Genomic DNA, 12,340 nt, shown 5'->3' on the forward strand with positions numbered 1-12,340 from the left:
GTCAGCGAACGCAGGCATGCTTGAGTTCGATCAGGGTGACGCCGTTGCGATTGAAGCCGTGGCGCAAGTCAGTCTGCAGTTCCGCGAGGTTCTGCGGCTGCGTCACGGTGCAACCGAAGGCGCGACCCAGTGCAGCGAAATCCGGATTGCGCGGCAGCACGCCAATGGGCTCGATATCCAGGCCGATCATGTCGTCGCGAATCTGCCCCAAGGCGTCGTTGTTCCACAGCAACACCACCAGCGGACTGTCCAGTTCCTCGACCGCCGTCGCCAGTTCCTGCGCGGTGTAGAGGAAACCGCCATCGCCCACCAACACCAGGCCCGGCCGTTGCGGCGCGCCGAACTTGGCGCCGATCCCGGCCGGCAAGCCGTAGCCCAAAGTGCCGTAGCCGGTCGGGTGCAACCAGCTGCGGGTGGCCTGGCTGGCGAAGGCATAGTTGCCGGTGTAGGCCAGTTGGGTCATGTCGGTGCTGATGAATGCGTCGGCCGGCAGTTCGGCGGCAATGCGTTGCAGAATCGCTTGATGAATCGACTGCAACGGACCATGGCCCGACTGAATGGCGTCATGCAATGCGGCCACTTTGCCGATGGCGGCGCCGGCGTCACGCACATCCGATGACAGGCGATCCAGCAAGGCCGCCAGCGTCTGCTGCGCGTCACCGTGCAACGCCACGGCGCACGGATAGAAGTCGTTGAACTTGCGCGGATCGATGTCCACCCGTAGCAGCTCGGCGTTGAGCGGCAAACGCTCGCGCCAGAAATCGGTGTCGGCCATTTCGGTGCCGACCGCCAGTACCACGTCGGCTTCGGCGATCAGGTTCCAGCCCGGCTCCACGCACAGCGACGAACCGGCGTTCAGCGGTGCGTCCGGTGGTAGCAAGCCTTTGCCGGCGACGCTGGTGAACAGGGGCGCTGCGAGTCGAGTACTGAGTTCTTGCAGCTCTGAAGCGGCATTAAGTGCGCCGCCGCCAGCAATGATCATTGGCCGTTTGGCGCCGTGCAGCTTGGCGACTGCCTGATCCAACTCGCTGACAGCAGGCGTGCCGCGACCAGGGCGGCGCACCACGTCGTTGCTCCAGTCGCGGGCGACCGGTGCCGACAGCACGTCCAGCGGCACCGAGATATGCACCGGGCGCGGGCGTTCGCTGTCGAACACCGCGTAGGCACGGGCGATCAGTTCCGGCAGGTCTTCAGCGGTCAGGGCCACGGCCGAGAACGCGGTGATCGGCGCGGTCATGGCGCGCTGATCCTGGCACTCGTGCAGGATGCCCCAACCCTTGCCGAGGCTGGCCGTGTGGTTGACGCTGGAAATCACCAGCATCGGAATCGAGTCAGCGTAAGCCTGGCCAATACCCGTGGCGGCGTTGGTCACGCCGGGGCCGGTGATGACGAAGCACACGCCGGGTTTGCCGCTGACCCGCGCATAACCGTCGGCCATGAAACTGGCGCCTTGTTCATGACGGGTCAGCACGTGGCGGATACCGCTGCCGGGCAAGCCGCGATACAACTCAAGGGTGTGCACGCCGGGAATGCCGAACACGGTATCGACGCCGTAATTGGCCAGCAGGCGCACCAGCGCCTGGCCACCGGTCAAGGGTTTGCTTTGCATGTTCAGTTCCTCATTCATGGCCGAGGCGAATCAACGCATCGACCGCCGTCGTGCCATCGGCACCGACCAACAATGGGTTCACATCGAGTTCGAGCAACTGCGCGGCGTTTTCGCAGGCGTAGTCGGCCACGGCGCGGATTGCCGCTACCAACGCATCCAGATCCGCCGCCTCGCGACCGCGAAAACCTTGCAGCAAGGGGGCGCTGCGCAGGCTGAGCAAGGCATTGCGAATGGCGCCGTCGGTGGTCGGCAGCAACAGACTGCGGCTGTCCTTGAGCAACTCGACCAGAATGCCGCCCGCACCAATCACCAGGGCCAGGCCGAAATCGTTTTCGCGCTTGATGCCGACAATCAGTTCGGCCAGCGGTGGCTTGGCCATCGGTTCCAGCAGCAATTGATCGAAAGACACGTCGGGCGCATACGCGGCAATGCTCGTGCGCATTTTTTCCAGGGCAGCACTCAGTGCCGAGCCGTCCTTGAGGTTCAGGGCCACGGCGCCCGCTTCAGTCTTGTGCGGCAGTTGCGCGCTGACGGCTTTGAGGACCAGCGGATAACCCAGTGCTTGAGCATCCTGCAGCGCGTTGTCCAGCGTACTCAGTTTGCCGTTGGGGGTTGGCAGGCCAAACGCACGCAAGGCCTGCTTGGAATCCCATTCGTTGAGCAACTGACCTTCACCTTCCAGCGCTTGCGGGCACAGCGGCACCAAGGCCGATTCGCCCAGCGCCAACAAGGCCTGACGGTTGCGCTGATAACCGGCAATGCGGCCCCAGGCCGCCAAACCGTCTTCGACGCCTTGCAAGGCCGCCACGCCTTGAGCATGCAGACGCTCACGGGCGTGGGCCGGCAACAGTTCCGGGAACGCTGACGTGACGAAACCGGTCTTGCCATGACGCTCCAGCGCCTTGCAGTACAGGTCCAGCAGCAGGTCGCATTCCTTGCGCTCACCGGTGAATTCCGCCGGGTAATCGAGTACCAGCATCGCCGCATCGGCTTCGGTGCGCAGGGCGCTGTCGAGCATGCGGTCCAAGGCTTCAGCGTCGCCCCAAATGGCGGTGGTGAAATCCAGCGGGTTGACCAGGTTGGCGTAGCTCGGCAGCACCTGGGCCAGTTCGCCGATTTGTCCGTCGTCGAGTTTCGGCAGGCTCAAGTCATTGCGTTCGGCGTAGTCGGCAATCAACCCGGCATCGCCACCGGAACAGGCCAGTGCGATCAGGCTGTTGCCGGCTGGAAGATTTCCACACGCCGCGGCTTTCAAGGTTTCGACGAAGCTCACCGGGCCACTGACGCGAATTACACCGAGCCGATCAAACAACGCGTCGTACAACGCATCGGAACCGGAAAGCGAGCTGGTGTGACTCAACGCCAGTTCAGCGCCGATCTGCGACACGCCGGTTTTTAGGGCAATGATCGGAATGCCCTTCTCCAGCGCCTTGTGTGCGGCTCGGGCGAAACCCGGGACATTTTTCAGGCCTTCAAGGTGCAGGCCGATGGCGGTAACCCGTGGCTCGTCGAGCAACACGTCCATCAATTCGGCCACGCCCAGTTGCGCCTGATTGCCCACCGAAGCCATGTAGGCCACCGGCAGCGAGCGGTCGCTCATGGACAGGTTGTAGGCGAAGTTGCCGCTCTGGGTCAGCACCGCGACGCCCTTCTCCACCGCTTTGCCGCCGTGGGCCACCGGCCACAGCGCGGCGCTGTGCAGGTAGTCGAGCAGGCCATAACAGTTGGGGCCGAGCAGCGCCATGTCGCCGGCCGCTTCGAGCAGTTGCTGTTGCAGGGCCTGGCCTTCGGCGCCGGTTTCAGCGAACCCCGAGGCGTAGCAAATGGCGCCGCCGGTGCCGATGGCAGCGAGTTCGGCGACACAGGTCAGGGTCAGGTCACGATTGGTCGCGATGAACACCGCGTCCGGCCCGCACGGCAGTTCGGCGATGCTGCGTACGCACGGCACGCCTTCAAGGTTGTCGTGCTGCGGATTGACCAGCCACATTTGCCCAAGGTAACCGCCCTCGGCACAGCGCTTGAGCGCGCGGGCCATGCTGCGGCCACCGACAAACGCGACGTGGCGTGGCGCGAGCATGCGTTTGAGGTTGTCACGAATCGACTGCGACATAGGAATTCTCCGGGCAATCAGCGCAACAGCGGCCGCAGCAGTTCGCGGGAAATGATGTGACGCTGGATTTCCGAGGTGCCTTCCCAGACCCGCTCGATCCGCGCGTTACGCCAGATGCGTTCCACCGGGCTTTCATCCATCAGGCCCATGCCGCCAAAGATCTGCACGGCCTCGTCCGCCGCTCTACCCAACACTTCACTGGCGAACAGTTTGGCCATGCCGGCCTCGCCATCAGTCATGGTGCCCTGATCCATTTTCCAGGCGGTGTGCAGGGTCAGCAGTTCCGCCGCGCGGATTTGCGTGGCCATGTCGGCGAGCTTGAACGACACACCCTGAAAGTTGCCGATGGCCTGACCAAACTGTTTGCGGTCCGCCGCCCATTGCAGCGAGCAATCGAGTGCGCGTTGCGCCTGACCGACACAGTTGGCGGCGACCATGACACGTCCGGCAGTGAGCCAGGCGTTGGCCACTTCCCAACCCTTGCCGACTTCACCGAGCACTTTGGAGGCTGGTACGCGGCAGTCGTCGAAGAACATTTCGAAGGTGTGGTAACCACGGTTGCTCACGCACTTCGGCCCACGGCGAATGGTCATGCCGGGCGTGTTGCGGTCGACCAGGAACGAAGTCACGGCGTTGCGTTTGCGGCCGTTGTGTTCGTAGGTGTCGGTCACGGCGAAGACAATGGCGAAATCGGCATGACCGGCGTGGCTGATGAAGTGCTTGCTGCCGTTGAGCACAAAGTCGTCGCCCTCACGCACGGCGCGGGTCTTGATCGCATTGGCGTCGGAGCCGGCGCCCGGTTCGGTGAGGGCGAAGCAGTCGATTTTCTCGCCCTGGATGCATGGCAACAGGTAGTCGTTGATCTGGTCGCCGGTGCAGGCCATGAGGATTTTCGAAGGCCGCGCGACAAACACGTGCAGTGCCCATGACACTTTCGACAACTCACGCTCGATCAGCGCCTGGGACAGGTAATCCAGGCCACCACCACCCACCTCTTCCGGCATGTTGAAGGCGTAGAAACCGGCGGCAATCGCCTTGCCGCGAATCTGCGCGGCCAGTTCCGGGGAGACTTCGTCGGCGCGATCCACCTCGGTTTCATAGGGCAGCAGTTCCTTCTCGACGAAGCTGTGTACCGAGTCCACCAACATTTCTTGTTCTTGGGTCAGTTGGAAATTCATGGGTGCTACCTGTGTTCGTGTGCGGATAGAGGTTTTGCCGGGGCTTAGCGACCGATAAAACGTGCCGGGCGTTTTTCCATGGCGGCGCGCAAGGCTTCTTTGCCGTCTTCGCTGCGACCGCACAACAGGCCGGCGGCCAGTTCCGCTTGCAGTTGCTCGGGCAAGCTGCGGTCTGCGCCTTCACGCATGAGTTTCTTGGTTTGGGCAAAGGCAAAGGTCGGTCCGGCAGCCAGGCGTGCGGCGAGTTCGCCGGTGACGCTCAACAATTGATCGTCGGCGCAAACGTCGCCAACCAGGCCGGCGTCCAATGCGCGGTCGGCGCCCCACAATTCGTCGAGGAACAACAGACGCTTGGCTTGTTCGCTGCCGATCAGCCGTGGCAAGTGCCAACTGGCGCCAGCGTCTGGCGAATAGGCCATGCTGGTGTAGCCGGCCTTGAAGCGTGCCGATTGCGCGGCGATGCGCAAGTCGCAGCACAGCGTCAGGTCCATCCCCGCGCCGACGGCGGTGCCATTGATGGCGGCGATGGTTGGTTTGTCCAGGCTGTGCAGGCGCGTCATCAGGGCGTGGGCGGTTTCGGTCCAGCCGTAGGTTTCCAGTGCGCCACGGGCTTCGGCTTCGGCCCATTCAGCCAGGTCGGCGCCGGCGCAGAAGCTGCAGCCGCTGCCAGTCAACACCACCACCCGTACCGCAGGATCGGCGTTGAACGCGTCGAGCAAAGCGTGAAGATTTTTCAGCGTCGGGATGTCCAGCGCATTGCGCTGAGCGGTGCGATTGAGGGTGATCCAGGCAACGCCTGCTTCGACCTGGCTGAGCAGAGAATCGTGAGTAGTCATGCGGGTCCTCGAATTATTTTGCTTGTCTTGAGGTGATGCGACTTGCGGCCATACTAAACGAGTGTTCAGTAAGGCGGCAATCGTGGAATAAATGAGCTGTAACAAGCTACATAATTCGATAACACGTTGATTTTATTGACTTAATTGACTGATTTAGGTTTGGCGAAGGATTGGTTGTTACAACTTCGAACAAACGCCGACATTCGAACTGTAGGAGCCGGTTTGCTGGCGATGGCGATCACAAGGGCGCCATTGCCAGCAAGGCGGCTCCTACAGAGGCTGCAATCTTTTGATCTTGTCGATTTTTCGCAGGCATAAAAAAACGCGACAGTCACCTGCCGCGTTTTCTCTTTGCATTGGCGTTTAAGCAGTCGGCAAGCTCGGCGCCAACTCGACCTCACGCTTGCGATGGACCAGGAAGTACGCGCCATAGCACAGCGCAATAAACCCGAAGCCCCAGTACAGCGATGGCCGTTGGGTTTCATCCAGCGCCAGGAACACGAACAACGAGCAGCACAGGGTGATGCACATCAGCGGCAACACCGGGAACCACGGCGCGCGATATTTCAGATCGCTGAGTTTGCCGCCATCGCGCAAGTAGGCCTTGCGGAATTTGTACTGCGCCAATGCGATGACAATCCAGGTCACCGTGCCGGACATGCCGCTGACCGCCATCAACACCATGAACAAGGTGTCCGCAGCGACGAAACTGGTCATCAGCGACACCAAGGCGAAGCACAAGGTGATGCTCAAGGCGCGCAACGGCACGCCGCGCTTGCTCAGTGGCGAAAGACTCTTCGGCGCCATGCCGGTTTTCGACATCGCCCAGAGGATGCGGGTCGAGGCGTACAGCCCGGAGTTACCCACCGACAGGATCGCCGTGAGGATCACAAAGTTCATCAGGTCGGCGGCGAACGGGATGCCGACCATGTCGAACACCTGCACGAACGGACTTTCCATCAGGCCCGCCTGCTGCCACGGCACGATGGCCGACAGCACGATGATCGCCAGCACGTAGAAAATCAGCACGCGGAACACCACGTTGCGCACGGCACGCGGGATGCTTTTTTCCGGTTGATCGGTCTCGCCGGCCGCCACGCCCATGATCTCGCAGCCCTGGAAGGCGTAGACCACGGTCATCATCACCGCGAACACGGCGGACAGGCCGTTGGGGAACAACGAGTCGCCGATCAGGTTGGTCATCATCGGCGCCGGTGCGCCGCTGGTCAGCGGGATTGCGCCGAAGATCACCAGCACACCGACCACGATAAACCCGAGAATCGCCGCAACCTTGATCCCGGAAAACCAGTATTCCGCCTCACCGAAAGCACGGGTCGCCATCGCGTTGATGCCGAACAGCACCACCACGAACAACGCCGACCAGTACCAGATCGGCACTGCAGGAAACCAACGCGTCATCAGCATGCCCGCGGCGGTAAATTCCAGGCCCACGGTGGTGGCCCAGCTCATCCAGTAAACCCAACCAATCATGAAGCCAGTGGCCGGGCCGATGAATTTGGTGGCGTGGGTCTGGAACGAACCGGACACCGGCATTTGCACCGACAGTTCGCCGAGGCAGACCATCACCAGATACATCAGGAACCCGGCGACCAGATAGGCCAGAATCGCCCCCACCGGACCGCCCTGATTGATGGTGACGCCGGAGCCCATGAACAGGCCAGTACCAATCACCCCACCCAGCGACAGCATGAAAATGTGCCGGCTCTTCAGGGCTCGGGTCAGTTGGATGCCTTTACGGTCAATGTTTTCGCTCATGTCGGCACCTCAGCAGTCGGTGAGGTGAGCAGCGCATGACAGGTCGTCACGGCGCAGGGAAGGATCAGCTTTACGGCAATTCATTATTATTATCTCCAATAAGCTTCGAAGACCGCGCTGCGGCGGTTGCGTCGATTATTGGAAAGCCATGTAAGGTCACGTTGTACGTAAAGATCGAAATTGTAGAAAGTCGTAACAAAACTGTACGTCAGCTCTGCAACAGGCCTTTGAGGGTGTGCAGCGAGCGATTTATTTGCGCTTGAACGGACGGCAGCAACGAGCGGATAGCCGATTCATCGTTGAGTAACGCCGCCGCTTCCAGCGATCGCAACACCGACGCCAATGCACGAAACCCCAGCGAATCGCTGCTGCCGGCCAAGCGATGCGCCAGTTGTGCGACTTCAGTGTAATCGTCGGCTTCTATGGCTTCGCTCAGTGCGTCACGGTGTTGCAGGATCGAGTCGCGCAACACCGCCAGCAGCCCCTGTACTTTTTGCTCGCCAAGCAAGGTGCGATGGGTTTGCAGCAGCGGCCAGTCCACCGCGTCGTCGCCCGGCTCCAACTCGGCGGCAGTCGCCTGCCCCGCCAACACCTGACGCAGATTAGCCAGCTTCAACGGTTTGGCCAGGATGCCATCCATGCCCGCGTCCAGATACCCGCGCACCAGCGCCGGTTGCACGCTGGCGGTCAGGGCGAAGATGCGCGTTTGCTGGTTCGGCCCGTGGTGGTTGCGGATCTGTTTGCACAACTCGACGCCACTCATGCCCGGCAAATGCACATCCAGCAGAATCAGATCGAAAGTCCGCACAGCGCATTGCGCCAACGCTTGTTCAGCGTCTTCAACCAGACACACCTGATGCCCGTCCCGTTGTAGCAGGCCCTCGGCCACTTCGCGATTGAGCGCCACGTCTTCAACCACCAGAATGTCCAGCGCCGGCCCCGCCGTACGCACCGGCTCCACCTCAACGACGCCGCTGGCCGGCTGCAACGTCAGTTCGAACCAGAAACAACTGCCGCGCCCCACTTCACTGCTGACGCCGATGCTGCCGCCCATCTTCTGCACCAGATGCTTGCAGATCGCCAACCCCAATCCCGTGCCGCCAAAGCGCTGTGCGACTGCTTCGCTAGCCTGGGTGAAGCGTTCGAAAATCTTCGCTTGCATGGCCGGCGCAATGCCGATGCCGTTGTCGGTGATACTCACCCGCAGGCATTGCCCGTTCTGACCTTCGGACTGCGCGAGCAACGCCACTTCGACGCTGACTTCCCCGCCCTCGGTGAATTTGATCGCGTTGGCCAACAGGTTGCTCAAGACCTGGCGCAAGAACTGCTCCGCGCCATGGTGATGCCCGGCCACTCGCTGATCGACCCGACAAAGCAGGATCGTGTCGTTGTCCAGCGCCTTGGGTTCCAGCAGCGTGAGAACCTCATCGAGCAACTGACGCAGCGAAAAATCCACCGGCTCCGGCTGACTGACGCCCTCCTCCAGTTTGGCGAAATACAACACTTCATTGAGGATCGAGAGCAAGCCTTCGCCGGCCTTGTGCAGGGCGTCCAGGCGTTTACTGTCTTGTCGGTCCAGGCTCGCACCGCGCAATAACTCGGCCATGCCGAGGATGCCATTGAGCGGCGTGCGCAATTCATGGCTCATGGTTGCCAGGAACCTCGACTTGGCCTGGTTCGCCGCTTCCGCTTCATCCTTGGCGCGCATCAGGCTGGCGGTGCGGCGCTCGACCATGCGCACCAATTCATCGCGGTTGTCCTGCAAGGCCAGGCGATCGGTTTCCCGGCGGTCGATATCGCTGAGGATCGCCCGACGCATGTCGTCGAGGGCGTGGGCCACGGTGTCGATTTCGTCCTGAAAGACGCCACGACGCTTCTCCAGGCGCAACGGCTCGTGCCATTCACCGGCGGCGATGCGTCGGGCAAAGTCGGCCATGACTTGCAGGTGACGGGTGACCAAACGGTAAAACAACCCGGACAGCGCCACCGCCAGGCCACAGAGGAAAACGCTCATCCACAGCAGGCTGGTCAACCCCGTGGTGTACAGGCGCTGATACACCGCGCCCAGATCGGTGCTGACTTCCAGCTCGCCCAGATGCCGCAACGGACCGGACGGCGGTTGGTAGTCCAAGGCGAATCGCTCGATGCGTAAAGGGCCGACCGGGTCCGGATTACCCTGCAGCAGGTCAAAATCAGGGCTGGTCAAGTGCACCCGCGCCACGTCGGAAAAATCCACCAGACCACGCAACTGAACATTCAATTGCTCCTGGTTCAGATCCCATAGACTGCGCTCCAGGCTCGCCAGATACCCGGCGCGGATCAGCTCCATGCGCGAATCGATCTCGCGCATTTCCCGACGATACTCGATGTACAACTGCACGGTGCTGGCGAGCACGGTGAAGCACAGGCTGAACAACAGAATGAACAGCAGCAGACGCCGCAACAGTCCACCGGGGCGAGCGCGGATCATGGCGCGTTCGCCGGCAGGTTGATCATGTCGCGGTAGGTGACCTCGCTTTCATTGAGCAGGCGCTCGATGTCGCCGGCATCGACCATGCGCTGCAATTTCGCATTGATTTCCGGCATTCGGGTGGCCAGTGGCGAAAGGCGCGACACCGCCACCCGTAGATAGTCCACGCTCAATGCCTTGGGCAGCGCCACGATGTCTTGCGCCCCTGCCAGGCTTTCAATGTACAACTGCCCTGTGCGGCGTTCCTGGGTGATGAAATCGATGCGCCCGCGAATCAGTTTTCCGAAGTTCTGGCGGCTGTCGGAAACCCATTCGATGTTGTTGTTTTGCGCGACCATGCGATCGAACTCCACGCCATAGCTTTCCCCAAACAGCAGTCCACCACGGTACTTGGCCAGGTCTTCAAGACGTTCGAACTGCACCGGATGCTGGCGATTGATGAACAGCGCGACCTCTTCGCGCAGCACCGGTACCGTGGAAAACAGCATGCTTTGTTCCCGTTGTGCGCTGCTGTAGGCCAGCACCACATCGACTCGACCTTCGGCCGCGTCAAGCAAGCAACGCTTCCAGTTGCCCAGCACCACGATCTCGACGTCGTAGCCCAGTTCGCCAAACAGTTTTTGCACCACACTGGGCGCCAGGCCACGCACCTGCTTGCCGTCGCTCCAGGATATCGGTGGGTACACCGGATAGTCGCAATAGCGGACCTTTTCTGCCGCCGAGGTGCTGCCCGCCAGCAGCACCAACATCAGCCAGAGCCATCGCCCCACAATCGTCACGCCGCCAGGCTGGCGGTGAACAGGTAACCGGCGCCGTGGATGGTGATGATCAACTGCGGCTCGGCCGGGTCGTCGTGTAACTTGCGGCGCAATCGACCCACCAGGACGTCGATGGAGCGGTCGTTAGGCACCCATTCGCGGTTGCGGATCTGGTCCATCAACTGGTCGCGACTGAGGGTGTGGCCGCTGTTGCGCAGGAACACGCTGAGCAACTGGTATTCGCCGTGGGTCAGCAGGGTCTCGCTACCGTCGGGATCAATCAGGCGGCGACGGTCGGTGTCCAGCGCCCAACCGGCAAACTGTTTGACTGGTTTGGAGACAGCTGCGACCGGTTGCGGTGTCTGCGCGTGACGAACCCGGCGGATCAGGTTTTTCGCCCGGGACACCAGTTCGCGTGGGTTGAGGGGTTTGATCACGTAGTCATCGGCGCCGCATTCGAGGCCGACGATGCGGTCGATTTCATCATTGCGTCCGGTGATCAGGATGATTCCGACTTCGGAACGAACGCGCAGTTCGCGAGTAAGGGTCAGGCCGTCCTTGCCCGGCAAGCGGATATCGAGCATGACCAGGTCCACGGTCTGGCTCGCCAGGAAGCTTTCGGCCAGTTCCGCCGTGGCGGCACAATGCACCTCGTAGCCTTCCTGGGACAAATAGGCCTGCAACAGTTCACGAATCAGCGGATCGTCATCGACGATCAGTACCCGAGGCGTCATTACTTGGAGTCCTGCAAATGCCCGAAGGCGCATTTCTTATTAGAGTGTTTTGCTGCGTCAGCGCCAGAGAGTAGCCACTGTTGAACGGGCGATCAACAGCTGCTCGTCTGCACGCAAAAGCGCTGCCGTCCACCGGCCTGCAAACCGTCGACCCAGGCCTCGCAAATCTGCATGCCCTGTTCCGGAGTGAACGTGCCGGGGTTGAGTCCGGACTCCAGCCACAAACCATCAAGCAAGGCGCTGAGACTGATGGCGGCGAGATCGGCGTCGAAGTTTTCCCAGCCCTCCTCCTGCGCCAATTCCGTCAGCACTTTGCGCAAGATGCCGCGGTACTCGCCATAGGAATGATCGTGCGCCTGGTTGATCGCCTCGGCAGTTTTCACCGCGCCCCAGAACGCCAGCCAGGCATCGATCAGTTGCGGGTCGAGCAATTCGGCGGAGAACGAACCGCGGAAAAACGCAGAAAGACGTTCCCGGGCGTTCGGTGCGGCTTGTTCCATGGCGTCGCGCAGCAGGGTCATGACCCGCCCGGTGATTGCCATGTAGGCTTCGGCCACCAGTTCGTCCTTGCCGGAATAGTGATGGCTGATCAGCCCCACCGAAACGCCGGCTTCGGCGGATATCTTGCGGATCGACGCCCCCTGGAAACCGTGGCGTTTGAGGCACACCAACGTCGCCTCGATCAGATTGGCCTTGCGCAACTCCGGTTCCATGCGGGAAAAACGGGCTTCCTGATTCATCGGCGACTCGCTCCTGGATTCGATCATGGGGCTCGCGTTGTGCGGGCGAGCTGAACGACTGTACAGCAAGAACGTGGCGTGGCGTAAGCCTGAAAACCGCGTCGCCTGCATCGCGAGCAAGCTCGCTTG

Annotated in this window: 9 protein-coding genes; all 9 read right to left on the reverse strand. The window is 61.5% G+C overall.

Annotated features, from left to right (window positions below; all coding sequences use genetic code 11):
• Nucleotide 1: 1 nt before the first annotated feature.
• Nucleotides 2-1,609, reverse strand: a complete 1,608-nt coding sequence (locus NL64_RS27215; protein WP_034151153.1) for a 5-guanidino-2-oxopentanoate decarboxylase — start codon at nt 1,607-1,609, stop codon at nt 2-4.
• A 10-nt stretch (nt 1,610-1,619) separates the two neighbouring features.
• Nucleotides 1,620-3,719 carry an acetate--CoA ligase family protein gene (locus NL64_RS27220; protein ID WP_034151154.1) on the reverse strand — a complete coding sequence of 700 codons (2,100 nt, stop codon included), beginning with the start codon at nt 3,717-3,719 and terminating at the stop codon, nt 1,620-1,622.
• Nucleotides 3,720-3,736: 17 nt separating this feature from the next.
• Nucleotides 3,737-4,897: an acyl-CoA dehydrogenase family protein gene (locus NL64_RS27225; protein WP_034151155.1), complete on the reverse strand. Its 1,161-nt coding sequence runs from the start codon at nt 4,895-4,897 to the stop codon at nt 3,737-3,739.
• A gap of 44 nt (nt 4,898-4,941) precedes the next feature.
• Nucleotides 4,942-5,733 carry an enoyl-CoA hydratase/isomerase family protein gene (locus NL64_RS27230; protein ID WP_034151156.1) on the reverse strand — a complete coding sequence of 264 codons (792 nt, stop codon included), beginning with the start codon at nt 5,731-5,733 and terminating at the stop codon, nt 4,942-4,944.
• A 363-nt stretch (nt 5,734-6,096) separates the two neighbouring features.
• Nucleotides 6,097-7,509: an amino acid permease gene (locus NL64_RS27235; protein WP_034151157.1), complete on the reverse strand. Its 1,413-nt coding sequence runs from the start codon at nt 7,507-7,509 to the stop codon at nt 6,097-6,099.
• Nucleotides 7,510-7,717: 208 nt separating this feature from the next.
• Nucleotides 7,718-9,979, reverse strand: a complete 2,262-nt coding sequence (locus NL64_RS27240; protein ID WP_034151158.1) for a hybrid sensor histidine kinase/response regulator — start codon at nt 9,977-9,979, stop codon at nt 7,718-7,720.
• Nucleotides 9,976-10,749: a substrate-binding periplasmic protein gene (locus tag NL64_RS27245; RefSeq protein ID WP_034151168.1), complete on the reverse strand. Its 774-nt coding sequence runs from the start codon at nt 10,747-10,749 to the stop codon at nt 9,976-9,978. Before NL64_RS27245 ends, NL64_RS27240 begins: the two co-directional genes overlap by 4 nt.
• Nucleotides 10,750-10,754: 5 nt before the next feature.
• Nucleotides 10,755-11,471 (reverse strand): response regulator, encoded by a 717-nt coding sequence (locus tag NL64_RS27250; protein WP_034151159.1) that lies wholly within the window; start codon nt 11,469-11,471, stop codon nt 10,755-10,757.
• A gap of 92 nt (nt 11,472-11,563) precedes the next feature.
• Nucleotides 11,564-12,211: a TetR family transcriptional regulator C-terminal domain-containing protein gene (locus tag NL64_RS27255; protein ID WP_034151160.1), complete on the reverse strand. Its 648-nt coding sequence runs from the start codon at nt 12,209-12,211 to the stop codon at nt 11,564-11,566.
• Nucleotides 12,212-12,340: the final 129 nt, after the last annotated feature.

This window comes from Pseudomonas fluorescens (genome assembly GCF_000802965.1).
GTDB lineage: Bacteria > Pseudomonadota > Gammaproteobacteria > Pseudomonadales > Pseudomonadaceae > Aquipseudomonas > Aquipseudomonas fluorescens_A.

Excerpts from the sequence above, each read along its gene's own strand:
- NL64_RS27215 (WP_034151153.1), bottom strand. The coding sequence starts at position 1,609 with ATGCAAAGCAAACCCTTGACCGGTGGCCAGGCGCTGGTGCGCCTGCTG.
- NL64_RS27220 (WP_034151154.1), bottom strand. The coding sequence starts at position 3,719 with ATGTCGCAGTCGATTCGTGACAACCTCAAACGCATGCTCGCGCCACGC.
- NL64_RS27225 (WP_034151155.1), bottom strand. The coding sequence starts at position 4,897 with ATGAATTTCCAACTGACCCAAGAACAAGAAATGTTGGTGGACTCGGTA.
- NL64_RS27230 (WP_034151156.1), bottom strand. The coding sequence starts at position 5,733 with ATGACTACTCACGATTCTCTGCTCAGCCAGGTCGAAGCAGGCGTTGCC.
- NL64_RS27235 (WP_034151157.1), bottom strand. The coding sequence starts at position 7,509 with ATGAGCGAAAACATTGACCGTAAAGGCATCCAACTGACCCGAGCCCTG.
- NL64_RS27240 (WP_034151158.1), bottom strand. The coding sequence starts at position 9,979 with ATGATCCGCGCTCGCCCCGGTGGACTGTTGCGGCGTCTGCTGCTGTTC.
- NL64_RS27250 (WP_034151159.1), bottom strand. The coding sequence starts at position 11,471 with ATGACGCCTCGGGTACTGATCGTCGATGACGATCCGCTGATTCGTGAA.
- NL64_RS27255 (WP_034151160.1), bottom strand. The coding sequence starts at position 12,211 with ATGAATCAGGAAGCCCGTTTTTCCCGCATGGAACCGGAGTTGCGCAAG.